Below are 24,264 nucleotides of genomic sequence, written 5' to 3'. Positions count from 1 at the left end.
CGCGAAATGCTTTTTCTGGGAAAATGCTGATTTTAGCCCAAGCGCGCGCGGCTCACCTACCGACCACGAATCAGTAGCGCAACTCTCCGCCGCAGGATGCCGCGCCCGACCCGATCCCACCCTACAGATCCCACCTCATGTACAAGCTCGTTCTGTTGCGCCATGGCGAATCCGTCTGGAACAAGGAAAACCGTTTTACCGGCTGGACCGACGTCGGTCTGACCGAAAAGGGCGAAATCGAGGCGCGCGAAGCCGGCCGCCTGCTCGCCCGCGAATCCTACCGCTTTGATATGGCGTTTACGTCGGTGCTCAAGCGCGCCAACAAGACGCTGTATGTTGCGCTCGAACAGATGAACCTGATGTGGATTCCGATCCGCCCGACCTGGCGCCTGAACGAGCGCCACTACGGCGCCCTTCAGGGTCTGGACAAGGCGCAGACGGCGCAGCGCTTCGGTGAGGAACAGGTGCTGGCATGGCGCCGCTCCTACGACACGCCGCCGCCGGCGCTGGAAGAGGACGACCCGCGGCTCGACCGCAAGAACCCCCGCTACGCCGACGTGCCGAACGAATGCTTCCCGCGCACCGAATGCCTGAAGGACACCGTGGCGCGCGTGCTGCCGTTCTGGAGCGCGGAAATCGTGCCGCAGATCAAGGCCGGCAAGAACGTGCTCATCGTGGCCCACGGCAACAGTCTGCGTGCGCTGATCAAGTACCTCGACAACGTGTCCGAGCGGGACATCCTCGGCCTGAACATCCCGACCGCACAGCCGCTGGTCTATGAGCTGGATGATGACCTGAAGCCGATCCGCCATTACTACCTGGGCGACCAGGAGGCGATCAAGGCCGCCATCGACGCCGTGGCCAATCAGAGCCGAGCCGTTCCGCAGCGCCAGCGGCCACCGATTCCGGACACCGACGAGGCGCCGACCGAACAACGCCCGCCGTGGATGGAGTGACCGTCCGGTTCCTCCTCGCCCTGCTGTGTGCGCTGCCGCTGACCGCGCAGGCTGAACGCGCGGTCCAGTCCAGTCCGGAACAGCTCAAGGCGCTGCAGCAGCGCATGGAAGCGCTGCGCGATGAGCTTAACCAGTCGGAAAGCGCACACCGCGAGGCGCGCGACGAACTGCGCGGTTCCGAAAAATCCATCTCGGATGCCACCCGCGCATTGCGCGACATCAGCCGTCAGCGCAAGGAGGTCGAGACGGCGCTCGCCCGCACGCGCGCCGACATCGCCGCCGGCGAAACAACGCTGCAGCGCCAGCAGGCACAGCTTGCACAACTGCTGCGCGGCCACCAGCGCGCCGGCGAAGCCGATGCGCTGCGCCACCTGCTGTCCGGCACCGACCCGAACCAGAGCGCGCGCGACCTGCACTACCTGCGCAGCCTTTCGCGCAGCCAGCTCGCGCTGATGGACACCCATCGCGCCGCGCTGACGCAGCAGCGCGCGTTGCTGGCACAGCAGGACAGCCAGCTCGAACAAATGCGCACACTGGAGGCGGAACGCGAACGCGAGCGCGAACGACTGGCTGCCGAAAACAATGTGCGCCGCAAGGTACTCGAACGACTGGCCACCCAGTTGCGCACCGAACGGCGTGAGCTGGCCACGCTCAAGCGCGACGAGGCGAGGCTCAGCCGGCTGATCGAAGCCCTGTCGAAGAAAAGTGCGCGCACCGTGCCACGTCCGGCGCCCGGCGCAGCGCCGCCCGGTGACGACCCGGAACCCGCCCGCAACAAGGCGGACACCGGTCCGGTCGTCAAGTCTCTGCCGGTCGATCATGGTGGCCAGCCGTTCGTGAAGTTGCGCGGCAAACTGCCCTGGCCGGCCAGCGGCGAACTTGCGCGCCGCTTCGGTGCCCAAAGTGCCGATGGCGGCACACCGTTGCGCGGCATTTTCATCCGCGCCGGCGCCGGCGACGTGAAAGCGGTGGCGGCAGGGACCGTGGTGTTCGCCGACTGGTTGCGCGGCTTCGGCAACCTGATCATCGTCGACCACGGCGACCATTACCTGAGCGTCTATGGCAACAACGAAGCCCTGCTCAAAGGGGTGGGCGCGCGCGTCGGCAGCGGCGAGAACATCGCCTCGATCGGCAGCAGCGGTGGGGCTCTGGAATCGGGTTTATACTTTGAATTGCGGCATCAGGGACAGGCGCTGGATCCCTTGAAATGGGTTTCCCGCTAGATTTCCGGCCGATACATACGCGGAGTGCTTTCGATGCAAAAGAAGCTGCAGCAAACCGGCCTGATCATGATCGGGCTTTGTGCAGGCGTGCTGCTCAGTCTCAATTTCTCCGCCAATGCGAACAAGACACCCGGCAGCAGCCTGCCGGTTGAAGAACTCCGCCAGTTTGCCGACGTGCTCAATGCAGTCAAGGCCAGCTACGTCGAACCGGTCGATGACAAGAAGCTGATCACCCAGGCCATCAGCGGCATGCTGTCCGGCCTCGACCCGCACTCCGCCTACCTTGACCAGGATGCGTTCAAGGACCTGCAGGCCGGCACCCAGGGCGAATTCGGCGGCCTCGGCATCGAAGTCGGCATGGAAGACGGTTTCGTCAAGGTGGTGTCGCCGATCGAGGACACGCCAGCGTTTCGCGCCGGCATCAAGTCGGGCGACCTGATCATCAAGCTGGACGACACGTCGACCAAGGGACTGAACCTCGGCGACGCGGTCAAGCGCATGCGTGGCAAGCCGAACACCAGCATCCGCCTGACCATCGCGCGCAAGGGCGAAACCAAGCCGATCGAAGTGACGTTGATGCGCGAAGTCATCAAGGTGCAGAGCGTGAAATCCAAGCTGGTCGAGCCGGGCTACGGCTACCTGCGGCTGACCCAGTTCCAGGAGCAGAGCGCGGAAGATCTGGTCAAGCACATTGGCAAACTCTACAAGGACGGCGAGCTGAAAGGTCTGGTGCTCGACCTGCGCAACGATCCGGGCGGCCTGCTGCACGGCGCGGTCGGCGTGTCGGCGGCTTTCCTGCAGCCGAAGGCGCTGGTGGTGTCGACCGATGGCCGCACCGATGACGCGAAGCGCCGCTTCATCGCATCGCCGGAAGACTACCTGCGCGGCAGTCGCGACGACTTCCTGCAGAGCCTGCCGGCGGGTGCCAAGTCAGTGCCGCTGGTGGTGCTGGTGAATTCGGGTTCGGCCTCGGCTTCGGAAATCGTCGCCGGCGCGCTGCAGGACCACAAGCGCGCAGTCATCATGGGCACCCAGACCTTCGGCAAGGGCTCGGTGCAGACCATCATGCCGCTGACCAACAATACGGCGATCAAGCTGACCACGGCGCGCTACTACACGCCGAACGGCCGCTCGATCCAGGCCAAGGGCATCGTGCCGGACATCGTCGTCGAGGAAAGTGCCAACGGCAGCAGCGGGTTGCGTCTGCGCGAAGCCGACCTTGACCGTCATCTGAACAACGACAAGGACGTGGAAATTCCCGCCATGCCAGTCGATGCGGGCGCCAAGGGCAAGGCAGCGCCGGCGAAGGAAGAAGAGGACGACAAGCAGGCCGCGCCATTCGAATTTGCGACCAGGACCGATTACCAGTTCACGCAGGCGCTGAATTTGCTGAAGGGCCTGCAGATCATGCAGAAGAACTGAGCTGCGACCGCGTCTGCGCGGTCCGGCCCGCGTGTCCGGCGTCCGCATGCGAACCGTCGGACCTACCGGATTGAGGAGCTCAATGATGGCCGCTCATGCAAGCAAGCGTCGTTTTGGTCGCGAACACCGCGCCCCGCGCAAGCCGGGTTACGGCCCTCAGGCCGGCCTGATGAAGCACCGCGAACTGCGCTTCAGCCTGCGCAGCTACGAGCGGATCGATGAAGCAAGCCGCTTTCTGACCGAACAGGGCAACATCACCGTCACCGGTCGCCGGGGTCGCGCACTGGCCATCGAGTACAGTCTGGCCGAGCACAGCTTTCGCAGCATCGAACGGCTGCTTGATCAGCACGGCTTCCACACCGACACCGGGCTGGTCATGCGCATCCTGCGCGCGCTGCTGCACTTCTGCGAAGACACCCAGCTGCGCAACCTGCGGCAGCCGGAACGGCTGATCAAGAAATCGAACGAAATCTATGTCAAGGCCTGGCAGCACCATCCGCACGGCGACCATGACGACACGCCGACCGAACTGCGCGATTACCGCTGACACCGCACGGCCGCAACCTTTTCTGCAATGAACGACGAACAACTGCTGCGCTACAGCCGGCACATCCTGCTGGACCCGATAGGTATCGAAGGACAGGACAGGCTGCTCGCCTCGCGTGCCCTGATCGTCGGCGCCGGTGGCCTGGGCTGCCCGGCGGCGCTCTACATGGCGGCTGCCGGTGTCGGCACGCTGGTGATCGCCGACGATGACGAGGTCGATCTGACCAATCTGCAGCGGCAGGTGCTGCACCGGCAGCATTCGGTCGGGCGTGCCAAGGTCGAGTCGGCGCGAGAAGCGCTGCACGACATCAACCCGTGCATCGAGGTCATCGCGCTCAAGACACGGCTGGCCGGCGACGCTTTGCGCGAACAGGTCGAGGCGGCCGACGTCGTGCTCGACTGCAGCGACAATTTCGCCACGCGCCATGCCATCAACCGCGCCTGCGTGGCGGCGCGCACGCCGCTGGTGTCCGGTGCGGCGATCCGTTTCGACGGTCAGGTGTCGGTGTTCGACAGCCGCGACGCCGGGGCACCCTGCTACCACTGCCTGTTTCCGGAAGGCGGCGACGCCGACGAGGTGCGCTGCGCGGTGATGGGCGTGTTCGCGCCGCTGACCGGCATCATCGGCACGATGCAGGCCGCTGAAGCGCTGAAGCTGCTGGCGCACACCGGCCAGTCGCTGGCCGGCCGGCTGCTGCTGCTCGACGCACTGGGCATGGAGTGGCGCAGCATCACGCTGCCACGCGACCCCGCGTGCGAAGTCTGCGGCCAGCGGACCTGATCGCCCGGTTCCTGCCCACTCGCCGCCGCAGCGACGCCGTCGGGCAGACCAACCTCGGCACATCGCCCGAACCAGGCACCGGCCCCCTGGCCCCTTAAATTCTGCCTCTGCCTCAATGCAGCTTGACGTGCGGCTCCGTGCTGCGCTTGATGATGCGCGCCAGCGCGTCGATCGAACTTTTGATCCAGCCGTGCAGCGCGATCTGGTGCATCTGGTACAGCGAGCGGTACATCACGCGTGCCACCAGGCCTTCGATGAACATACTGCCGCCGATGATGCCGCCCATCAGGTTGCCGGTTGCGCCGGTCTTGCCCAGTGATACCAGCGAGCCGAAATCCTTGTACCTGAACGGGCCCGGATCGCCCTTGCCGAACAGGCGCATGTCGAAAATCTTCACCAGATAGCTGGCCTGCTGGTGTGCCGCCTGGGCACGCGGCGGAATCGTGCCTTCGCCGTCCAGCCAGACGCAGGCCGCACAGTCACCGAAGGCGAACACGTCCGGGTCACGCGTGCTGGTCAGGTGATCATCCACCACCAGCTGATTGATGCGGTTCGATTCCAGCCCGCCGAAACCGGCAAGCATGTTCGGCGCCTTGATGCCTGCGGCCCACACCATCAGGTCGGCACGGATGAACTGGCCGCTGGCCGTGGCCAGACCGTCCTTGCTCACTTCGCTGACCCGCTCGGACTTCAGCACATCGATGCCCATCTTCTTGAGCAGGCCTTCGACCGAGGCCGAAATGCGCAGCGGCAGCGCCGGCAGCACGCGTTCGGCCGCCTCGATCAACGTGATCCGGACGTCCTGCCGCGGGTCCATGCTGTGCACTCCGAAAGCCCGCAACACCTTGCTGGTGTGCCGCAGCTCGGCCGACAGTTCGACGCCGGTTGCACCGGCACCGATGATGGCGATCGACACCTGGTGCGGCTCACCGCGCTCGGCGCGCGCATCGGCACGCATGCAGGCGGCCACCAGCTTCTGCCGGAATCGTTCGGCGTCGTGTGTCGAGTCGAGCGCCATCGTGAATTCGTCGGCGCCCGGGATGCCAAAGGTATTCACCGTGCTGCCGATGGCAATCACCAGGTAGTCGTAATGGAGTTCGCGCTCCGGCAGCATGGGGTCACCGTCGAAGTCCGGCACCGCCTCGATGTGGATGGTCTTGCGTTCGCGGTCGATCGCCGTCATGCGGCCAAGCTGGAACTCGAAACTGTGCCAGCGCGCCTGGGCGACGTATTCGAGCCGGTGCATGTGCATGTCCATGCGTCCGGCGGCGACTTCGTGCAGGTGCGGCTTCCAGATGTGGATCGGCGAGGCGTCGACAAGCACCACGTCGGCCAGACCCTTTTCGCCATAGCGGTCGCCGAGACTGGTCGCCAGTTCGAGGCCGCCCGCGCCGCCGCCCACCACCACGATGACGGGTTTTTTCTGATGATTCATAGTGTCCGGAAGCAGAAAGATTGATGCACGCGGATTGTGCATCAGCAACCGTCGCTTGTGCTCGACACCCGTCCGGATGCTGCACAAATGGAACAGCCGGTGCGGCTGCTCAGTGCCGGCGCCACGAAAGCAGCACGGCGATCACCGTCAGTGCCACCAGCCAAGCAAGCGACCACTCCGGAATGTCGAGCCCGAAGATCGGCGGCAGCTTGGCGCCGCAAGCGCCGTCGGCGAAGAACAGCTGGGGCAGCCACTGCGCGGGCGGCAGGCTGTTGACGAAGTCCTCGACCGGATCGAGACCGCAGCTGACCGACGGGTGGTACAGCACATAGACATGCCGACCGGCAATCGCCGCGCCCGCGCCGGCGACCAGCGCCGCCAGCCACAACCCGCTGCGCGACAGCGCGCCGCCGAACAACGCGCTAAGCAACAGGAACAGTCCGGCACCGGCAAAGGCGTAGCGCTGCAGGATGCACAGCGGGCACGGCGCCAAGCGTTCGACATGCTGCAGGTAGAGCGCGTAGGCAACAAGGCCGAAACAGAGGTAGGACAGGACGAACAGCAGGCGGGTACGGGCGATCGGGGTCATCGGACGCTCAGGTAGACGGACAGGCGGACCTTCAGGCAGAAGCTCGGGAAGACGGAAAGAGCGGCACGCACCGGTGTGCGCTCAAAGAACATAGCGCGCAAGGTCTTCGCTCTGCGACAGTTCGCCCAGGCGAACGTCGACATAGGCGGCATCGACGGTCAGTGCGCTGTCGTGCCGGCCGGCGTCGAAGGACACGTCTTCCAGCAGCTTTTCCATCACCGTGTGCAGGCGGCGCGCGCCGATGTTTTCGGTGCGCTCATTCACCGACCAGGCGACTTCGGCCAGCCGGCGGATCCCGTCGGCGGTGAACTCCAGCGTGACGCCGTCGGTGCCCAGCAGCGCAATGTACTGGCGCGTCAGGCAGGCGTCGGTGGCGGTCAGGATGCGTTCGAAATCTTCCACCGACAATGATTCGAGTTCGACCCGGATCGGGAATCGGCCCTGCATTTCCGGGATCAGGTCGCTCGGGCGCGACAGGTGGAAGGCGCCACTGGCGATGAACAGGATGTGGTCGGTCTTCACCATGCCGTACTTGGTGCTGATGGTCGTGCCTTCGACCAGCGGCAGCAGGTCACGCTGCACGCCCTGGCGCGACACGTCGGCGCCGCCGTGCTCAGAACGGGTGGCGATCTTGTCGATCTCGTCGAGGAACACGATGCCATGCTGCTCGACCGCGACGCGCGCCTGCTGCTTCACCTCGTCCTCGTTCACCAGCAGGGCGGCCTCTTCGTCGGTCAGCACGCGCATCGCTTCGGCGATGGTCATGCGGCGCCGGCTGCGGCGCGGGTTGCCCATGTTCTGGAACATCGACTGCAGCTGCCCGGACAGTTCCTCCATGCCGGGCGGCGTCAGTATTTCCATCGACTGCGAAGACTGCGCGACTTCGATGTCGATCTCCTTGTCGTCCAGTTCGCCCTCGCGCAGCTTCTTGCGGAATTTCTGCCGCGTGCCGGATTCTTCCGCCGGCGGCACGTCGGTGCCAAAACCCGTCGGGCGGGCCGGCGGCAGCAGCACGTCCAGGATGCGGTCTTCCGCGGCGTCCTCGGCGCGCGTGCGCGACGCCTTCATCGCGCGCTCGCGCAGATCCTTGATCGCGATCTCCATCAGGTCGCGGATGATGCTGTCGACGTCGCGCCCGACATAGCCCACTTCGGTGAACTTGGTCGCCTCGACCTTGATGAAGGGCGCGTTGGCCAGGCGTGCCAGCCGGCGCGCGATCTCGGTCTTGCCGACCCCGGTCGGCCCGATCATCAGAATGTTCTTCGGCGTGATTTCGGTACGCAGTGGCTCGGCCACCTGGGCGCGGCGCCAGCGGTTGCGCAGCGCCACGGCGACGGCGCGCTTGGCACGCGTCTGTCCGACGATGTGCTTGTCCAGTTCGGACACGATTTCGGAGGGCGTCATGGTGTGACTGGAAGCGGCTGTATTCATCACCATTCGATCACTTCGATGGTGTGGCTCTGGTTGGTGTAGATGCACAGATCGCCGGCAATGCCGAGCGACTTCGAAATCACGTCACTCGCGGACAGCTCGGTGTTTTCGACCAGTGCGCGGGCGGCTGCCTGGGCGTATGCGCCGCCCGACCCTATGGCAACGATGCCGCCTTCCGGTTCAAGCACATCGCCGTTGCCGGTGATGATCAGCGACGACTCGCGATCGGCCACGGCGAGCATGGCTTCGAGCCGGCGCAGCATGCGATCGGTGCGCCAGTCCTTGGCCAGTTCGACCGCACTGCGCAACAGATGCCCCTGATGCTTTTCCAGTTTGGATTCGAAGCGCTCGAACAGCGTGAAGGCGTCGGCGGTGCCGCCGGCGAATCCGGCCAGAATGCGGCCCTGGTACAGGCGGCGCACCTTGCGTGCCGTAGACTTGACGACGATGTTGCCGAGCGTGACCTGACCGTCGCCGCCGAGCGCAACCTGCCCCGGACGGCGCACCGAAAGGATGGTCGTGCCGTGAAATTGTTCCATGCCTGATCCTGATGAAGCGGAGAGGTCGCGTACTTTACCCTTGCGGGCAGCGACCCAGTTGGGTCGATTCAGAAATGCCGCTGCTGGATTTCCGCCACCGCGGCGACGCCGATCAGCACGAACAGCGCTGCAATCATCGGACGCACCTCGACGAAACGCGGTTGGCGACCGGTGGCCTGCACCGCAGTGATCACGTTGAACAGCAGGCCCGCGCTGATGAAATCCATGCGCTTCAGATCGCAACACTCGACCTTGAGCACACCCGGCGGATGATCACCGGCCGTCAGTACGGCGAAGGCATCCTGCCTGGCGCCGGTGATTTCGCCCTGCAATGCCACTGCCGGCTTGCCATTCGGTTTGACCGGCTCGGGCGCCGCCGGCAGCAGCGTGGCCGACACCCAGCGCGCATCCCATGACGGCGGCGACTGTTCGAACGTCACCGCATACTGGATGGCAAATTCCTCGAATGCCGCTTCGTCGCCCAGTTGTTGCAGCGTTTCCAGATAGAGCAGCCATTGTTCCGGCAGCGCCGCCGTGCCCGGAATGACGCGCGGTGCCAGCAGATCCCGCAGATGAGTGACATTGATCATCGCCACCCGATGGCCGCTGCGCCTGACCTTCACCAGCGCCTCGGTCAACATTTTCGCGCCGTCTTCGTCCACGTCCTGCACGCGTGCGGTGTCGAGCCTGAGCAGCGGGGTTTTGCAAGCGAGGCGGTCGAACTGGTCAATCATCGCGCGGCTGGCTTCGCACAGCTTTCCGGACAGCGTCAAGGTTGGGGGGCCATTTGCCGCGCCTCGGGACGGGCTGGCCGGCCAGGTCGGCGCAGAGCGCTCGAAACGTTCGGCGTAGGCCAGTGCGTGCGCCTCGAAGGCGTCGCAGCGACCGAGCGCGTGACACAGATCGAACAGCATCGACCACACCTGCTCGGCGGAACTGCCCAGATCGTCGAAGGTGGCGCGCTCGAGCGCACTCAGTGCGGCTTCATCGTCACCGTTGGCAAACAGCATCGCCGCCTCTTCGACCACCGGGTGCAGTCCGCTGGCAACGTCCTGCACTTCCAGCTCGCCCTTGCCCATGCGACGCGCGCCCTCGAGCGGATCGCGCGAGATGAAGTCGAGCGATATCAGGCCACCCGATGGCGACACGCTCGGCGCAACACTGCGCGGCCCGCTCTGGGGCGGCGTGCTCTGGGGCGGACGCGAAGCCGTGCCGCCGCGGGCGGGCTGCACGGGTTTGCGCGTCTCGACCTGCGGCGCAGGTGATTTCTTGAAGAATGAAAAGGCCACGGGAGGAAAGATATCGGGTCAACCCGAAGGGTTAACGGCACTGCCTGGACAAAATCGATACAGATCTTTACTTTACCCCGCAAACCCTCCGCGCTGCGCGCCGATCCGGTAAGCAGACGTGACAGGCGCCCGCCCACCAGGTCGTTGCGCTCAGAAATTCATCCGCAGGCCGGCCATCACGCTGCGCCCGGGCAGCGGTGCAATCGTCTTCAGGAAAGACACGTGGTTGCGCGCTTCGGTATCAAACAGGTTGTTGCCGCGCAGCCAGGCTTCCCAGCCCATGCCGCCCGCCGAGAAGCCGTAGCTGGCAAATGCGTTGACCAGCGTGTAGCCCGCGGTCGGAGTACCGCCGTCGTCTACCCGGTCCTGCCGGCGCACGCCCTGCGCCTCAAGGCGCATTTGCAGCCGGTCGCGGTGCCAGTTCAACGCGGCCAGCGCTCGCATCGGCGCAATGCGCGGCAGCGGCTCGCCGGTGTCACGATTGCTGGCACGCACCATGTCGGCCTGCAGGTCGAGGTGCAGTTCGCCGGCGCAGCGGCACAAAAGCAGGTGCGCCTGCGCCTCGACACCGGTGAATCTGGCCGGCACCGCGTTGTAGGTGAATTCAGGCAATTCACCTGCAGGGTCGATCAGGCCGTCTTCTTCGCGGTTGCGCCCGCTGCCCGACAGCGCGATGTAGTTGTTGAAGCGGCTGTGGAATACGCCGACGCTGCCGCTGTGCTCACCGCTCTTGACCCGAAGCTGCAGGTCGATCGAGTTCGATTTCTCGGTATCGAGCGCGGTGTTGCCCAGTTCGTAATTGCCGGTGGCGGCATGCGGGCCATTGGCGAACAGCTCGTAAAAGGTCGGTGCACGCTCGGTGTGCGCCAGCTGGCTGGCCACCGAAAACACGTCGTTCAACGGGTAGATGGCACCGAAGGCTGCGCTGCGCGCCGTGAAGCGGCGCTCCTGCGACGGGTCGAAGCGCGGCGTGCCGGGGTTGTTCGCGTCATCCGGGCCACCGCCGTCGGTGCCGACCTTGGCCCGCTCGATGCGCCCGCCGAAGGTGAGCTTGAGGTCGCCGATCTTCGTTTCCTCGAACACGAACAGTGCGCGCGTATCGGTGCTGGTGGACGGCACGAAGGCCTCTGCGCCGAGCGCCGAAAAGTCGCTGCTGTCGAGCTGCACGCCGAATACGCCGCGGAAGGCACCGATCGGCGCGTGGCTGGCCTCGACGCGGAAGTCGGTGCCCTTGTTGAAGAAACGCGTCTCGGGCGCGCCATCATCCAGTTCGACATGCTTGTAGTCGGTGTGACCGGCACGGAATTTCAGGCCGGTGATGAAACCGCCCAGATCGCGCGCCTCGCCGGCCAGGTCCCAGCGCTCGCTGCGCATGTCGATGGTGATGGTCGGTTCGGCGACGGTGCCGTACAGCGTGTCGTACTGGCCGTAGGACGCGCCGACATAACCCTTGTCGCCCGCCAGCGAAAAGCCGATGCCGCCGCCCTCGCTCTCCGCCGCCGAATTGCGCAGCCGCGACGCCCCCGTGCTGCGTGGAATACGCAGGTCGCTGGTGCGGCGACTGAAGCCATCCACGTGCAGATTGAAGCCGTTGGCACCGAATTCCGCCCGGCCGGCAACCGCGCGTGTCGAATCCGCACCGCCGACCACGCCGTCAAGGCGGCCACTGGCACCGGACAGCGCGCCCTGGGGAATACGGTTGTCCAGCGTATTGACCACGCCGCCCACCGCGTTGCCGCCATACATGAGCGCCGCCGGGCCGCGCACCACCTCGACCCGTTCGATCACCAGCGGATCGGTCGTGACCGCGTGGTCGAAGGACAGCGACGACGCATCGACGGTCGCGCCGCCGTTGCTCAGGATGCGCACCCGGTCGCCATCCAGGCCCCGGATGACCGGGCGACTCGAATTCGGCCCGAACCAGGTGCTGCTGACGCCGGGCAGCGTGCCCACCGTTTCGCCCAGCGTGCTGGCGCCGCGCAGCGTCAGGTCATTGCCGTCCATGACCGATACCGGGCTGACGAGATCCGACAGGTCGCTGCCGAGTGGATTGCCGGTCACGACGACGGTAGGCAGATCCTTGATGGTTTGCGCCGCGGCCGGCATGGCCATGGCTGCGATCGAAGCGGCCATCACGGCGCTTCGCATTGAATGCGAGTGGTACATGAATGCTCCCCTGGCCCGATAGGGCATGGCCGCGCGCGCTGCGCAGCCGGTCTTTCACTGGATGGATCGCGCCCTCACGGGGGCGCGCTGTGTCAGATCAGGGAGAGGGAAGGCGGGCCGTGCGAGCGCTGCTCCGGCAATTGACAGGCCGCTGACGGCACCGACGCAGCGCTGCTGAACACATGGCCGAGGCTGGCGTGGCGCAGCCCGGGCAGCGTGCCCGGAACCGCCGCGTTCAGCGCATGACCGGCGACGCAGTCTGCGCACGACACCGCGTGCAGACCCGAGCCGTGTTCCGATCCGGGGCCCGGATGATGTTCGTATGCGTGCGCCAACGCCACATGCTGTGCCCCGAGCAGGCACAGCAAAAGCAGGATGCGTCGCAATACGAACAGGGGATTCATGAGAACAACGCTGTTTCAGTCGCCGTACAGCTTCTGCAGCCGCTCGCGCCGTTCCTGCGCTTCGATGGTCAGCGTCGCGGTCGGACGGGCAAGCAGGCGGCCGATGCCGATCGGCTCGCCGGTTTCGTCGCAATAGCCGTACTCGCCTGCGTCGATGCGGTCGATCGCCTGTTCGATCTTCTTCAGCAACTTGCGCTCGCGGTCGCGGGCGCGCAGCTCCAGCGTGTGTTCCTCTTCGACCGTCGCGCGGTCGGCCGGGTCGGACACGTTGTCGACTTCCCGCATGTGCTCGACCGTTTCATCGGCCTTGCGCAGGATGTCGTCACGCATGCGCGCGAGCAGACCGCGGAAAAACGCGAGCTGCGCCTCGTTCATGTAGTCCTTTTCCGGCATCTTCAGCATGTCGGCTTCGGTCAGCGGCTTGTCTGCCTTGCCGGCGTTCTTGGTGGCCATCCGCGGGGACTCCCAAGTTGGAAAGAGCGGGAGGATACCAATGTTTGCAGTAAAACAAGAGCCGCGTTGTCACGCCACGCGGATGAGCAGCCCTTTCAGGTACTCGCCTTCCGGAAAAGCCAGCCCGACCGGGTGATCCACCCCGGCCGAAAGCCGGCGTAAAACGCGCGCGCCGACGCCGGCATCGGCCGCTGCGTCGCCGACGATGCCCTGGAACATTGCCGGGTCGATGCCGGCCGAACAGGAGTACGTCATCAGCAGTCCGCCCGGCGCCAGCAGGCGCAGTCCGAGCAGGTTGATGTCCTTGTAGGCGCGCGCAGCCGACTTGGCGTGCGACGCCGATGGCGCGAACTTCGGCGGATCGAGCACCACCAGATCGAATTTGCGGCCTTCGGCACGCAGCGTGCGCAGGTGCTGGAACACGTCGGCTTCGAGCCAGGTGGCGCGGCCGGCGTCCAGGCCCGGGTTGTGCGCCATGTTGGCGCGGGCCATTTCGAGCGCCGGGCCGGATGAATCGATCGACAGCACCTCGCTCGCCCCGCCGGCCAGCGCGTGCAGCGAAAAGCCGCCGGTGTAGCAGAAACAGTTCAGTACCCGCCGGCCCTGCGCGAGTTCGCCGCACAACCGGCGGCTGTCACGCTGATCGAGGTAGAAGCCGGTCTTGTGTCCGCCGGCCACGTCCACTTCTATATTGATGCGGCCGCTCGCGGCACGTTCGGCAATGACCGGTCGCGGCGCCCCGCCCTCGCTCCCCACCTCGCCGGTCAGCCAGCCGGTGCGCACGGCCAGCCCTTCGAGGGCGCGTACGTCCGGGTCGGACCGCTCGTAGATGCGGGCGATGCCGGTGGCCCGGGTCAGCGCGTCGGCGATGGCATCGCGCCACTTTTCGCCTCCGGCGCTGGTGATCTGCAGCACGATCACGTCACCGTAGCGGTCGGCCACCACGCCGGGCAGGCCGTCGGATTCGCCGTGGAGCAGCCGCACACCGCCGGATGCGTCGAATTCAGCCGCCAGTTCGGGCAGATCGCGCCGCTGCTCAACCGCGCGTGCCACGGTGCGGCGGAAGAACGCGTCGTCAATGCTTTCGTCGACGAAGGTCCACATGCGGGCGCGTATCTGCGACTCGGGCGACAGCGCTGCACGCCCCAGCGCACGGCCGTTGCTCGCCTGGACCACGACGGTGTCGCCCGGCCGGGCGCGACCGTCGATGCGATCGACCGCGCCGGCGAATATCCACGGGTGGCGCCGCAGCACCGAGCGTTCACGGCCCGGCGCGAGGATCAGGGTGGCGGTCACACCGCGCCGTCCGAACGGGTCGGCTGTGCAAAGCCGACCCCTTGCGAACGAAGTAAGCGTGGGGGCACCACCCCTCAGCCCAACTCGCGGATCAGCGACGCACCAAGCAGTTCGCCAATCCGTTCGAGGTAGAGCGTGCCCATGTCGGACACGAAACGGTCGGCATCGTCGGAACCCAGCGCCAGCAAACCAACGATGCGTGATTCGCGGCGCAGCGGAATAAGTGCAATCGACTGCACCGACGGCGCCGCGTCGCCGAACCACGCCACCACGCCCAGATCGTTCACCGGCCCGCAATAGGGATGCTTCGCGTCGTTGGCGAACACGCGGATGCGCTCCTCGACCGGCGCGAACACGTCGCTGTCGCGCGTCAGCACGCTGTTCCACAGACGCAGCGCCAGCTGCGGCACGGCGAAGGCGTCGGCCAGCTGTTCGCGCAGCACGTTCATCAGCGCGTCGAAGCTTCCAGCGGTCAGCAGCGCGACCGACAGCGCATGCACGCGCGTGGAAATGAGGTCGTTGTCTTCGCCGAAGCGCAGTAGCTCGGCCAGCTTCAGTTCCAGCGCCTTGGCCTTTTCGCGCAGCGTCAGGATCTGCCTTTCGGTGATCGAAATGGTGCGGCCGCCGTGCGGGTGCGGGACATAAAGCTGCGCCAGCAGGTCGTGATAATCCTCGAAGAACTGCGGGTGGTCCTGCAGGTAACGCGCGATGTCGTCGGCTCTCATGCCTCGGTCACTCCAGATGAATGTCTGCTTCAAAAACGGTCACGGCCGGGCCGGTCATGTAGACCGGCTCACCTTCGCCGGCCCAGCGGATATTCAGTTCGCCGCCGCGCGTGGTCACGCGCACCGGGCTGTCGAGCAGATTCCTGACCACGCCGGCCACCACGGCGGCGCAGGCGCCGGTGCCGCAGGCCAGCGTTTCGCCGGCCCCGCGCTCATACACGCGCAACCGGATGTGATGCGCATCGACCACCTGCATGAAACCGGCGTTCACCCGCGCCGGAAAGCGCATGTGCGATTCGATCAGCGGCCCCTGCAGCGCGACCGGCGCGGCATCGACGGCGGCCACCACCTGCACGGCATGCGGGTTGCCCATCGACACGGCGGTGATCGGCAACGTCAAACCGTCCACGTCGAGCGGCTGCACGAAGGCATCGGAGGCGGAATCGAACGGGATGCGCGCCGGTTCGAACACCGGCACGCCCATGTCTACAGTGACTTCATCGTCGTCTTCCGCGGTCAGCGTAATCACGCCGGACATCGTTTCGACACGGATCTGACGCTTGTCGGTCAGCCCCTGATCGAGCACGAAGCGCACGAAACAGCGCGCGCCATTGCCGCATTGCTCGACCTCGCCGCCGTCGGCGTTGAAGATGCGGTAACGGAAATCGACGCCCGGCTGTTGCGCGCGCTCGACCAGCAGCAACTGGTCACAGCCGACACCGAAGTGGCGGTCGGCCAGAAAGCGCACGCGCGCGGGTGTCAGGTCGACCTGCTGGCGGATCGCATCGATGACGACGAAATCGTTGCCGAGGCCGTGCATCTTGGAAAAACGCAGCTTCATGCGCGTCCCTTCATGTGCGCCTTCATTCAGTCGCCAGCGGCACCCAGTCGCGCCACACGCAGCGGTTCATCACGACGGTGAGCCCGGCGTCCTTCGCACGCTGCGCGGCGGCTTCGTCGATCACGCCGTCCTGCAGCCAGATCGCCGGCAGGCCGAGCGCGATGGCGCGATCGACCACGGGGCCGACGCGTTGCGGCGCCAGAAAGACATCGACCAGGTCGATGCCGCGCCGCAGCGCGTCGGGAATGTCATCGAGCGACGCGTAGGCCGTTTCGCCCAGCACTTCGGTCACGGCCGGTCGCACCGGCACGATGCGCCAGCCGAAGCCCTGCATGGCGCGCGCGACACGATGACTCGGGCGGTTTTCATTCGGGGACAGGCCGACGACGGCCACGGTGCGCGCGCGCCGCAACAGCGCGCCGATGGCCTGCGGCGAAGGATTTTCGAACATGCGCGCATTCTACAGCGCGGGCCGCTGCACGCCGGGCGGGCACTTGTAGCGCTTGTAACCCCAGATGTACTGGTCGGGATAGCGGCGCACCAGTGCTTCGACGCTGCGGTTGATCGCCTCGACGCGCGCCCGCGTGTCGCCGGTGACCGGCACCTCGGGCGGCAGGAAGTGCAGATGGAAGCCCGGCCCGTCCGGCAGCCGCTCGGCGAACACCATCAGCGGACCTTCGGCATGCTCGGTCAGGCGCGCCGCCAGCGTCATCGTGTAGGCCGGGCGGCCGAAGAAATCGGCCCAAACCCCTTCGCCGTTGGCCGGCACCTGATCGGGCAGGATGCCGACCAGCCCGCCGTCACGCAGCGTACGCAGCAACCGGCGCACGCCGCCGCCGTCAGCCGCGGCCAGCGACACCCCGCCGCCGTCTCGCCCGCGTGCCATCAGCGGGCCGAGCCAGGCCTGGCGGGGCTCGCGGTACAGCACGGTGATCGGCAGACGTGAGCCGATCAGTTGCGCCGCTACCTCGAAAGCGCCCATGTGCGGCGTCAGCAGCACCACGCCGCGTCCCTTCGCGTGCAGCGCCGCGACATGTTCCCAGCCGGTGACGCCGGTCACCCGGGCCAGCACCTCGGCGCGTGGTCGCATCCACACCCAGGGCAGTTCGAACACGACACGCCCTGCGCTGGCGGCTGCGGCGTCGATCAGCGACGCATCGGCATCCGGCACGGCGCGTTTCAGATTGGCATCGAATTCGCGGCGGAACTTGCCCGACCAGGCATGCATGCGACGCCCGGCGAACGCGCCCACCGTCTGCAGGACGCGCAGCGGACAGCGTGACAACACGCCGAAGACAGCGCCGGCAATCCGGCTTGCCAAGGTGTGAACAACTGCAGACATCGAGAAATGCGTGGCGCACGGGAACGACAGGACGCGGTAGACTAATGCTTCCGCCGAGTTAAACGAGACAACTTGCAGGGCGGATTAAAAATACTGCTAAAGCGTCGCCTGCTCGCTTCCCGGGGCTGGTTCGACGAACCAGCACAGGGATGATCAAAAGGAGCAGGCGCATGTCAGAGTATCTATTCACGTCGGAATCGGTTTCAGAAGGTCACCCGGACAAGGTGTCCGACCAGGTGTCGGATGCCATCCTCGACGCCATCCTCGCGCAGGACCCGACCGCCCGTGTCGCCGCGGAAACGCTGTGCAACACCGGCCTCGTCGTGCTCGCGGGCGAAATCACGACGACCGCCAACGTCGACTACATCCACGTCACGCGCGACACGCTCAAGCGCATCGGCTACGACAACACCGAATACGGCATCGACTACAAGGGCTGCGCCGTGCTGGTGGCCTACGACAAGCAGAGCCCGGACATCGCGCAGGGCGTCGATCGCGCCAGCGACGACTACCTGAACCAGGGCGCCGGCGACCAGGGCCTGATGTTCGGCTACGCCTGCGACGAAACGCCGGTGCTGATGCCGCTGGCCATCCACCTTTCGCACCGTCTGGTCGAGCGCCAGGCCCATCTGCGCAAGGACGGCCGCCTGCCCTGGCTGCGCCCGGACGCCAAGAGCCAGGTGACCATCCGCTACGTCGATGGCAAGCCCGAGCGCATCGATACGGTGGTGCTGTCGACCCAGCACGCGCCCGACATGTCGCTCGAAGCCATCCGCGAGGCGGTGATCGAAGACGTGATCAAACCGGTGCTGCCGCCGGAACTGGTCAAGGGCGAAATCAAGTATCTGGTGAATCCGACCGGCCGCTTCGTCGTCGGCGGCCCGCAGGGCGACTGCGGTCTGACCGGTCGCAAGATCATCGTCGACACCTACGGCGGTGCCGCACCGCACGGCGGCGGCGCATTCTCCGGCAAGGACCCGTCCAAGGTCGACCGTTCGGCCGCCTACGCCGCGCGTTACGTGGCGAAGAACATCGTCGCCGCCGGCCTCGCCTCCAGGGCGCTGGTGCAGGTGAGCTACGCCATCGGCGTCGCCCAGCCGACCTCGATCATGGTCGACACCTTCGGTACCGGCAAAATCTCGAACGAAAAGCTGACCGAACTGGTGAGCCGGCATTTCGACCTGCGCCCGAAGGGCATCGTGCAGATGCTCGACCTGCTGCGCCCGATCTACCAGAAGACCGCCGCCTACGGCCACTTCGGCCGCGACGAGCCGGAATTCAGCTGGGAGGCGATCGACCGCGCCGCCGCCTTGCGGGCAGACGCAGGACTGTAAGCGCCGCACGCACTGTTGCCACACGACAAGGGCCGCTTCAGCGGCCCTTGTCTTTTCCGGTGTGGCCGACCATTCGTCCGAAAGATTGCAGCTCACGGGTCCGTTACAACGGATGACCACTACAGCCGTCCGGAAATCACTAAACGTCACTAGTTGACACTTAACTTCACTAGTGATCGAATTGAAGCCGTCTGTTCCAAACCAAGGAGATTCCGATGCGCCAGTTCGAGGTCGACGATGATGTGGTTGAAATGGTGTGGCTACTGGCCAGACCAAAGCCCTTTGAGAGCCTCACGTTTAACGATGCTTTACGCCGGATGCTCGCGATCGAGAGTACGGATACAACTGAGCCTGCACCTGAGCAAGTGAAAGCTGAGCTTTTGGCCCGGATCGAACGGATTAAGAGCGAAGTCGCTTCGTCGAAGCGAGCAGCCTCGCCGAACCCCTCGCAGTGGGCAGCATCGGTTCCGGAGCTATCAGCGGAGCGTCAAATCTGGAAAGGATGGCGAGACATCTGTGACCACCTTGGCATTGATCCGGCAGGTGACTCCGCACGTCGAAAACTGAAGACTTGGGTGGCACTGCATCGTCCCGCATGGCCACCCGTGCCCGAAACCGATTCGCGAAGCGCAGACGAACGTCGATGATGTCGTCAATCTATTGTCCGGTGGGCCATTCACCCGATAAAATGACTACATAAAGTCATTTTATCGGGTGAGCTATGGACAGCATTCAGATTCGCGACGCCAAGGCAAAGTTTTCTGCACTGGTCGATGCGGCCGAACACGGGCGGCCCACAACGATCACCCGTCACGGCAAACCGGCGGCTGTACTCGTACCGATCGAGGACGCACATCGACTGTATCCCGCTGACAGGGCCTCGTTTGCCGATCTTCTGCTGTCATTCCCGGGTGAGGTCGAGTTCGAGCGCGACACTGCGCCGCTCCGTGAGGTCATTCTTTGAACGGCTATCTGCTCGATACCTCGGTACTGTCCTTGTTGGCGCCGGGCAAGCGGTTACCCGGCCAGGCGCTTGCCGCCTGGATGCAGGCCCACAGCGCGACTTTGTATCTTTCCGCAGTAACGGTCGCCGAAATCGAGCAAGGCATCTGCAAACTCAGGCGGGCCGGCGGGGTTGAACGCGCCGCCCAACTCACCCGCTGGCTGGACGGACTGATCGCCCAAGGCGAAGAGCGCATCGTGCCGTTTGATGCGCATGTCGGGCGCATAGCCGGCGCTCTGTCCGAAAGGGCAACGGCGTCCGGACGTCACCCGGGCTTTGCGGACGTGGCCATCGCCGCCACAGCGCTGGCACGCGGATGGGTCGTGCTGACGTGCAATGGGAAGCACTTCGAACCCCTGGGTGTGAATTACGTCGATCCGACGGAGGGGTTACCCGACTGAGTGTCAGTCGCCTCGCGTGACGCTTCGCTTACCCGCTACTTAACCGGATGCCGACCAGCGAACGCATCGACCGAATTTTCCGAAATCCGCGTCCACAGGTGCTGTTCTGAGCGGAAGCGGTTCCACGGTTCGAACACCTTGCGGAAGCCGGGACTGGACGCCGCAAGTTCGCGGTACAGCGCGAACGACTCCTTCTGGCAGGCGAGCAGGATGTCGCGCGAGAACATGCGCAACCGGGCGCCGCCCTCGATCAACTTCTTCATCGCGGCCGGATTGCGCGCGTCGTAGCGCGCCTGCATGCCAACGTGTGCGGCCGCGCAGGCGGCTTCGAGAATGTGGCGGTAGTCGGCCGGCAGCGCGTCATGCGCCGCGCGGTTCACGTAGATCGACAGCTGCGGCCCGGCTTCGGCCCAGCCCGGGTAGTAGTAATAGGGCGCGACCTTGTAGAAGCCGAGCTTCAGGTCGTCGTACGGCCCGACCCATTCGGCGGCGTCGATGGCGCCCTTTTCCAGCGCCGGATAGACGTCGGAGCCCGGAATCTGCTGCGGCACCACGCCCAGACGGGTCACCACCTGCCCGGCCAGACCGCCGACGCGCATCTTCAGGCCCTTCAGATCGGCCACGGTGCGGATTTCGCGCCGGAACCAGCCGCCCATCTGCGCGCCGGTGTTGCCGCACGGAAAATTGACGATGTTGTAGCCGGCGAACAGCTCGCGCATCAGCGCCATGCCCCCGCCGTCGATCAGCCACGCGCTCTGCTGGCGACTGTTCAGGCCAAAGGGCATCGCACAGTCAAAGGCGAAGGTCGGGTCCTTGCCGATGTAGTAGTAGGACGCGGAATGACCGCACTCGACCGTGCCTTCGCGTACTGCGTCGAGCACACCGAACGGCGGTACCAGTTCGTTGGCGGAGAACACCTGGATCTGGAAGCGGCCGCCGGTCGCCGCACTCACCTGCTGCGCCACCTGCTCGGCGGCGGGAAACAGCGCATCCAGCCCCTTCGGAAAGCTCGACGCCAGCCGCCAGCGGATCGCCGGCTGCGCTCCCACCACGGCCGGCGCGGCCAGCAGCGCGGCGGGCGCCGCCTGCAGGAAGGTGCGCCGCCCGCGCGCGCTCACGCGCCGGCTATCCTCATGCGGTCGATCAGGATCGAGCCGCACTGTTTCGAACCGCGCACCAGCGTGTCGGCGCCGACTTCCTTGATGCCCATGTACATGTCGCGCAGATTGCCGGCGATGGTGATTTCCTGCACCGGCCAGGCGATCTGGCCATTTTCGATCCAGTAGCCGGCGGCGCCGCGCGAATAGTCGCCGGTCACGTAATTGACGCCGTGACCGAGCAATTCGGTCACCAGCAGGCCGCGCTTGATCGAGCCGATCATGTCCACCAGGCTGCGCGTACCCGGCTTCACGATCAGATTGTGCGAGCCGCCGGCATTGCCGGTGGTCTGCATGCCCAGCTTGCGCGCCGAATAGGTGCTCAGGAAGTAGCCGTTGAGTACGCCGTCCCGCACGACATCGCGGTCGCGCGTGGCCACGCCGTCGTCGTCGAACATGCCGGAACCCATGGCGCGCGGCAGATGCGGCCGTTCGGAAATACTGATCAGCGGCGAGAAGATCTGCTTGCCCAGGCTGTCGAGCAGGAAGGACGACTTGCGGTACAGCGAACCACCGCTGGCCGCCTGCACGAAATGACCGATCAGGCCGATGGCCAGCGGCGCCTCGAACAGCACCGGCACCCGCGTGGTCTTGACGCGCCGCGCGCCCAGCCGCGCCAGCGCGCGCTCGGCGGCATAGCGGCCGATGGCTTCGGGTGACGGCAGATCGGCTGCCGAACGCTGGCTGGCGTACCAGTCTTCGCGCTGCATGGCGTCGCCCTCGCCGGCGATGACCGAACAGCTGATGTACTGGCGCGAACTCGAATAACCCGCCATGAAGCCCAGGCTGTTGGCCGAAATGAATTGCGACTGCTGGGCCGACACCGAACCGCCTTCCGAATTGCGGATATCCGGCGAGGTGGCGAAGGCGGCGTCTTCGCAGCGCTTGGCGATTTCGATCGCCTGCTCGACCGGCGGCTCCCACGGGTGGTACAGGTCGAGGTCGCGGAATTCGGTCGCCAGCAGCGACTTGTCCGGCAGGCCGGCGCAGTCGTCTTCGGCGGTGAAGCGGGCGATCGACAGCGCCGCGTCGACCGAGGCGCGCAGCGCGTCGCGCGAAAAGTCGCTCGAACTGGCGTAACCCTTGCGCTGGCCGACATAGACGGTGACGCCGATGCCCTTGTCGCGGTTGTATTCGATCGTTTCGACCTCGCCACGGCGCACCGTGACCGACTGGCCGAAGCCTTCGGACACGTCGACCTCGGCCGCGGTGGCGCCGCCGGCGCGCGCGTGGTCCAGCAGATCCTGCGCAATGTCGCGCAGGCTGTCATCGGTATAGCTGAAACCCTGTCGGGACATGGGGGCCTATCTCGCAGTGAAATCCGGTGGGGAATCCGCAGCCGGCGCGCCACGCATGGCGTTGCACGAGCGGGCTGCGGCAAAGCTGCAATAATAGCCGCTTGCCAAGCTTCGCCCCGCCCCATGCGCCCGAAATCCATATCGACCCACGACGACCCCGATGACGAGCCGCAGTACGACGGCCCGAGCAAGAGCCAGAAGAAGCGCGACTCGCATGCGCTGCAGGACATCGGCGAACAACTGGTCGCGCTGTCCGACACCCAGCTCAAGCGCATCGACCTGCCGGACAACCTGCGCCGCGCGATCGAGGAAACGCGTCGCACCCGCAGCCGTGAAGGCCTGCGCCGGCAGATGCAGTATGTCGGCAAGGTGATGCGAACCATCGATACCGCACCGCTGGTCGAGGCGCTGGACGCGATACGCGGCGTGTCCGCCCGCGCCGTCGCACGCGAACAGATGCTGGAACGCATGCGCGAGCGGCTGATCGCCGACGAACAGGTGCTGGGCGACATCGCCGCGCAGTGGCCGGATGCCGATCTGACCCAGCTGCGCACGCTGCGCCGCAATGCGCTGCGCGAAACCGAACTGGACAAGCCGCCGCGCGCGTTCCGCGAAATCTTCCGCGTGCTGCGCCAGCTCGACCGTGCCGGCACGCCGGACGCCACCGAAACCGCAGAGGATGAACACGACGATGAACAAGGATGACGATCTGCTGACCGTGGGTCTGGTGTCAGTGTCCGACCGCGCCTCGTCCGGCGTCTATCAGGACCAGGGCATTCCGGCGCTGCAGGACTGGCTGTCGGCAGCGCTGAAGACACCGGTCGCCTTTGAAACACGGCTGATTCCGGACGAACAGCCGGTGATCGAGGCGACGCTGATCGAACTGTGCGACAGCGCCGGCTGCGATCTCGTGCTGACCACCGGCGGCACCGGCCCGGCGCCGCGCGACGTGACACCGGATGCCACCGCGGCGGTGGCGCACAAGCTGATGCCCGGCTTCGGCGAACAGATGCGCCAGATCAGCCTGCGCTTCGTGCCGACCGCCATCCTGTCGCGCCAGACTGGCGCCATCCGCGGCAAGACGCTGATCCTGAACCTGCCGGGGCAGCCGAAATCGATCCGGGAAACGCTGGAAGGCGTGAAGGGTGCGGACGGCACCCAGATCGTGCCCGGCATCTTCGCCGCCGTGCCCTACTGCATCGATCTGATCGGCGGGCCGTACATCGAAACCGACGAAGCCGTGGTGAAAGCCTTCCGCCCGAAATCCGCGATCCGGCCGCCCAGGACCTGAGCAGGCGTCGCCCGCACAGCGGACTGACCGCAGACGACCGCTACGAAAACCGCGACGGTGCCTGCCCTTCTCATAGCGGACCCTGTCAGCGATACACGCGTTGTTCATGCGCTGTCGCGTGCTTTGAGACCGGATCGCCTGCAGGGCAGGCTCCTACGAAAACCGCGACGGTGTTGCCTTTCGTAGGAGCGGACCCTGTCCGCGATCCGCACGCTGATCAAGCGCTGTCGCGTGTCCGAAGTCCGCATCGCCTGCAGGGGCGGAGCGGGGGTTTCGGCGAGCACGGCTCGCCGCCCGTGGAGCCGGTCGGCCATGCAGGGCCGACCGTGGGACGGCTCCTGC

At 65.8% G+C, this 24,264-nt stretch carries 26 protein-coding genes; 11 read left to right on the top strand and 15 right to left on the bottom strand.

What is annotated here, in order from left to right; translation table 11 throughout:
* Positions 1–137 precede the first annotated feature (137 nt).
* The 5 genes from gpmA (at position 138) to Q8Q80_RS14280 (ending at position 4,928) form a co-directional block, all read left to right on the top strand.
* Positions 138–956, top strand: coding sequence for a 2,3-diphosphoglycerate-dependent phosphoglycerate mutase (gene gpmA, locus Q8Q80_RS14300; RefSeq protein ID WP_305633555.1), 819 nt, complete (start codon positions 138–140; stop codon positions 954–956).
* Entirely contained in the window at positions 953–2,179 is a 1,227-nt protein-coding gene (locus tag Q8Q80_RS14295) for a murein hydrolase activator EnvC (RefSeq protein WP_305633554.1), read from the top strand. The genes gpmA and Q8Q80_RS14295 overlap by 4 nt, the downstream gene beginning before the upstream one ends.
* Before the next feature lie 33 nt (positions 2,180–2,212).
* The gene (locus Q8Q80_RS14290; RefSeq protein WP_305633553.1) at positions 2,213–3,601 is read left to right on the top strand and encodes a S41 family peptidase; all 1,389 of its coding nucleotides are present in this window, start codon (positions 2,213–2,215) and stop codon (positions 3,599–3,601) included.
* Positions 3,602–3,686: 85 nt separating this feature from the next.
* Positions 3,687–4,148 (top strand): hypothetical protein, encoded by a 462-nt coding sequence (locus Q8Q80_RS14285; RefSeq protein WP_305633552.1) that lies wholly within the window; start codon positions 3,687–3,689, stop codon positions 4,146–4,148.
* A 27-nt stretch (positions 4,149–4,175) separates the two neighbouring features.
* Entirely contained in the window at positions 4,176–4,928 is a 753-nt protein-coding gene (locus tag Q8Q80_RS14280; protein WP_305633551.1) for a molybdopterin-synthase adenylyltransferase MoeB, read from the top strand.
* 112 nt (positions 4,929–5,040) lie between these two features.
* Here Q8Q80_RS14280 and Q8Q80_RS14275 read toward each other — a convergent pair whose 3' ends face one another.
* From Q8Q80_RS14275 to Q8Q80_RS14215, 13 genes are all read right to left on the bottom strand, one after another.
* Positions 5,041–6,363 carry an NAD(P)/FAD-dependent oxidoreductase gene (locus tag Q8Q80_RS14275; RefSeq protein WP_305633550.1) on the bottom strand — a complete coding sequence of 441 codons (1,323 nt, stop codon included), beginning with the start codon at positions 6,361–6,363 and terminating at the stop codon, positions 5,041–5,043.
* A gap of 109 nt (positions 6,364–6,472) precedes the next feature.
* Positions 6,473–6,952 carry a disulfide bond formation protein B gene (locus Q8Q80_RS14270; RefSeq protein ID WP_305633549.1) on the bottom strand — a complete coding sequence of 160 codons (480 nt, stop codon included), beginning with the start codon at positions 6,950–6,952 and terminating at the stop codon, positions 6,473–6,475.
* A gap of 81 nt (positions 6,953–7,033) precedes the next feature.
* Positions 7,034–8,356, bottom strand: coding sequence for an ATP-dependent protease ATPase subunit HslU (gene hslU / locus Q8Q80_RS14265; RefSeq protein WP_305633548.1), 1,323 nt, complete (start codon positions 8,354–8,356; stop codon positions 7,034–7,036).
* A 26-nt stretch (positions 8,357–8,382) separates the two neighbouring features.
* Positions 8,383–8,922 (bottom strand): ATP-dependent protease subunit HslV, encoded by a 540-nt coding sequence (hslV, locus tag Q8Q80_RS14260; protein WP_305633547.1) that lies wholly within the window; start codon positions 8,920–8,922, stop codon positions 8,383–8,385.
* A gap of 68 nt (positions 8,923–8,990) precedes the next feature.
* On the bottom strand, positions 8,991–10,211 hold the full coding sequence (locus tag Q8Q80_RS14255) for an anti-sigma-factor (protein ID WP_305633546.1): 1,221 nt from the start codon (positions 10,209–10,211) through the stop codon (positions 8,991–8,993).
* Positions 10,212–10,361: 150 nt separating this feature from the next.
* Entirely contained in the window at positions 10,362–12,344 is a 1,983-nt protein-coding gene (locus Q8Q80_RS14250; RefSeq protein WP_305633545.1) for a TonB-dependent receptor, read from the bottom strand.
* A gap of 125 nt (positions 12,345–12,469) precedes the next feature.
* Positions 12,470–12,781 carry a hypothetical protein gene (locus Q8Q80_RS14245; protein WP_305633544.1) on the bottom strand — a complete coding sequence of 104 codons (312 nt, stop codon included), beginning with the start codon at positions 12,779–12,781 and terminating at the stop codon, positions 12,470–12,472.
* A gap of 15 nt (positions 12,782–12,796) precedes the next feature.
* On the bottom strand, positions 12,797–13,234 hold the full coding sequence (dksA, locus tag Q8Q80_RS14240; protein ID WP_069038554.1) for an RNA polymerase-binding protein DksA: 438 nt from the start codon (positions 13,232–13,234) through the stop codon (positions 12,797–12,799).
* Positions 13,235–13,303: 69 nt separating this feature from the next.
* Complete coding sequence (locus Q8Q80_RS14235; RefSeq protein ID WP_305633543.1) at positions 13,304–14,530, bottom strand: class I SAM-dependent rRNA methyltransferase; 1,227 nt, start codon at positions 14,528–14,530, stop codon at positions 13,304–13,306.
* Between the two features lie 74 nt (positions 14,531–14,604).
* On the bottom strand, positions 14,605–15,255 hold the full coding sequence (locus Q8Q80_RS14230) for a DUF484 family protein (RefSeq protein WP_305633542.1): 651 nt from the start codon (positions 15,253–15,255) through the stop codon (positions 14,605–14,607).
* Positions 15,256–15,262: 7 nt separating this feature from the next.
* Positions 15,263–16,096 carry a diaminopimelate epimerase gene (dapF, locus tag Q8Q80_RS14225; RefSeq protein ID WP_305633541.1) on the bottom strand — a complete coding sequence of 278 codons (834 nt, stop codon included), beginning with the start codon at positions 16,094–16,096 and terminating at the stop codon, positions 15,263–15,265.
* A 22-nt stretch (positions 16,097–16,118) separates the two neighbouring features.
* Positions 16,119–16,547, bottom strand: coding sequence for a CoA-binding protein (locus Q8Q80_RS14220; protein ID WP_305633540.1), 429 nt, complete (start codon positions 16,545–16,547; stop codon positions 16,119–16,121).
* 9 nt (positions 16,548–16,556) lie between these two features.
* Complete coding sequence (locus Q8Q80_RS14215; protein ID WP_305633539.1) at positions 16,557–17,438, bottom strand: lysophospholipid acyltransferase family protein; 882 nt, start codon at positions 17,436–17,438, stop codon at positions 16,557–16,559.
* A gap of 170 nt (positions 17,439–17,608) precedes the next feature.
* Here Q8Q80_RS14215 and metK point away from each other — a divergent pair, with 170 nt between their 5' ends.
* From metK to Q8Q80_RS14195, 4 genes are all read left to right on the top strand, one after another.
* Positions 17,609–18,772 carry a methionine adenosyltransferase gene (gene metK, locus Q8Q80_RS14210; RefSeq protein WP_305633538.1) on the top strand — a complete coding sequence of 388 codons (1,164 nt, stop codon included), beginning with the start codon at positions 17,609–17,611 and terminating at the stop codon, positions 18,770–18,772.
* A 215-nt stretch (positions 18,773–18,987) separates the two neighbouring features.
* On the top strand, positions 18,988–19,419 hold the full coding sequence (locus Q8Q80_RS14205) for a hypothetical protein (RefSeq protein ID WP_305633537.1): 432 nt from the start codon (positions 18,988–18,990) through the stop codon (positions 19,417–19,419).
* 74 nt (positions 19,420–19,493) lie between these two features.
* Complete coding sequence (locus Q8Q80_RS14200) at positions 19,494–19,736, top strand: type II toxin-antitoxin system Phd/YefM family antitoxin (RefSeq protein WP_305633536.1); 243 nt, start codon at positions 19,494–19,496, stop codon at positions 19,734–19,736.
* Positions 19,733–20,176: a type II toxin-antitoxin system VapC family toxin gene (locus tag Q8Q80_RS14195; protein WP_305633535.1), complete on the top strand. Its 444-nt coding sequence runs from the start codon at positions 19,733–19,735 to the stop codon at positions 20,174–20,176. Before Q8Q80_RS14200 ends, Q8Q80_RS14195 begins: the two co-directional genes overlap by 4 nt.
* Before the next feature lie 35 nt (positions 20,177–20,211).
* On the opposite strand, the gene Q8Q80_RS14190 is transcribed toward Q8Q80_RS14195, so the two are convergent.
* Together Q8Q80_RS14190 and pmbA are read right to left on the bottom strand one after the other, a co-directional pair.
* Positions 20,212–21,294, bottom strand: a complete 1,083-nt coding sequence (locus Q8Q80_RS14190; protein WP_305633534.1) for a TRAP transporter substrate-binding protein — start codon at positions 21,292–21,294, stop codon at positions 20,212–20,214.
* Positions 21,291–22,631, bottom strand: a complete 1,341-nt coding sequence (gene pmbA, locus Q8Q80_RS14185) for a metalloprotease PmbA (protein WP_305633533.1) — start codon at positions 22,629–22,631, stop codon at positions 21,291–21,293. Before pmbA ends, Q8Q80_RS14190 begins: the two co-directional genes overlap by 4 nt.
* A gap of 123 nt (positions 22,632–22,754) precedes the next feature.
* Between pmbA and yjgA the strand changes: the two genes are divergently transcribed.
* Together yjgA and mog are read left to right on the top strand one after the other, a co-directional pair.
* Positions 22,755–23,336, top strand: a complete 582-nt coding sequence (gene yjgA, locus Q8Q80_RS14180) for a ribosome biogenesis factor YjgA (protein ID WP_257094386.1) — start codon at positions 22,755–22,757, stop codon at positions 23,334–23,336.
* Positions 23,323–23,922, top strand: coding sequence for a molybdopterin adenylyltransferase (mog, locus tag Q8Q80_RS14175; protein WP_305633532.1), 600 nt, complete (start codon positions 23,323–23,325; stop codon positions 23,920–23,922). The genes yjgA and mog overlap by 14 nt, the downstream gene beginning before the upstream one ends.
* The last annotated feature ends 342 nt before the right edge of the window (positions 23,923–24,264 follow it).

The organism is Methyloversatilis sp. (assembly GCF_030698125.1).
Classification (GTDB): Bacteria; Pseudomonadota; Gammaproteobacteria; order Burkholderiales; family Rhodocyclaceae; genus Methyloversatilis.
Note: the sequence above shows the minus strand (reverse complement) of the source record. Positions and strands in the feature narration are given on the sequence as shown.

Bases quoted from the DNA above. Each gene is read 5' to 3' on its own strand.
- Q8Q80_RS14205 (WP_305633537.1), top strand. From the start codon at position 18,988: ATGCGCCAGTTCGAGGTCGACGATGATGTGGTTGAAATGGTGTGGCTA.
- Q8Q80_RS14215 (WP_305633539.1), bottom strand. From the start codon at position 17,438: ATGTCTGCAGTTGTTCACACCTTGGCAAGCCGGATTGCCGGCGCTGTC.
- Q8Q80_RS14280 (WP_305633551.1), top strand. From the start codon at position 4,176: ATGAACGACGAACAACTGCTGCGCTACAGCCGGCACATCCTGCTGGAC.
- Q8Q80_RS14230 (WP_305633542.1), bottom strand. From the start codon at position 15,255: ATGAGAGCCGACGACATCGCGCGTTACCTGCAGGACCACCCGCAGTTC.
- Q8Q80_RS14275 (WP_305633550.1), bottom strand. From the start codon at position 6,363: ATGAATCATCAGAAAAAACCCGTCATCGTGGTGGTGGGCGGCGGCGCG.
- gpmA (WP_305633555.1), top strand. From the start codon at position 138: ATGTACAAGCTCGTTCTGTTGCGCCATGGCGAATCCGTCTGGAACAAG.
- Q8Q80_RS14270 (WP_305633549.1), bottom strand. From the start codon at position 6,952: ATGACCCCGATCGCCCGTACCCGCCTGCTGTTCGTCCTGTCCTACCTC.
- Q8Q80_RS14285 (WP_305633552.1), top strand. From the start codon at position 3,687: ATGGCCGCTCATGCAAGCAAGCGTCGTTTTGGTCGCGAACACCGCGCC.
- yjgA (WP_257094386.1), top strand. From the start codon at position 22,755: ATGCGCCCGAAATCCATATCGACCCACGACGACCCCGATGACGAGCCG.
- Q8Q80_RS14245 (WP_305633544.1), bottom strand. From the start codon at position 12,781: ATGAATCCCCTGTTCGTATTGCGACGCATCCTGCTTTTGCTGTGCCTG.
- Q8Q80_RS14220 (WP_305633540.1), bottom strand. From the start codon at position 16,547: ATGTTCGAAAATCCTTCGCCGCAGGCCATCGGCGCGCTGTTGCGGCGC.
- dapF (WP_305633541.1), bottom strand. From the start codon at position 16,096: ATGAAGCTGCGTTTTTCCAAGATGCACGGCCTCGGCAACGATTTCGTC.
- metK (WP_305633538.1), top strand. From the start codon at position 17,609: ATGTCAGAGTATCTATTCACGTCGGAATCGGTTTCAGAAGGTCACCCG.
- hslU (WP_305633548.1), bottom strand. From the start codon at position 8,356: ATGACGCCCTCCGAAATCGTGTCCGAACTGGACAAGCACATCGTCGGA.
- Q8Q80_RS14200 (WP_305633536.1), top strand. From the start codon at position 19,494: ATGGACAGCATTCAGATTCGCGACGCCAAGGCAAAGTTTTCTGCACTG.
- hslV (WP_305633547.1), bottom strand. From the start codon at position 8,922: ATGGAACAATTTCACGGCACGACCATCCTTTCGGTGCGCCGTCCGGGG.
- Q8Q80_RS14250 (WP_305633545.1), bottom strand. From the start codon at position 12,344: ATGGCCGCTTCGATCGCAGCCATGGCCATGCCGGCCGCGGCGCAAACC.
- Q8Q80_RS14290 (WP_305633553.1), top strand. From the start codon at position 2,213: ATGCAAAAGAAGCTGCAGCAAACCGGCCTGATCATGATCGGGCTTTGT.
- mog (WP_305633532.1), top strand. From the start codon at position 23,323: ATGAACAAGGATGACGATCTGCTGACCGTGGGTCTGGTGTCAGTGTCC.
- dksA (WP_069038554.1), bottom strand. From the start codon at position 13,234: ATGGCCACCAAGAACGCCGGCAAGGCAGACAAGCCGCTGACCGAAGCC.
- pmbA (WP_305633533.1), bottom strand. From the start codon at position 22,631: ATGTCCCGACAGGGTTTCAGCTATACCGATGACAGCCTGCGCGACATT.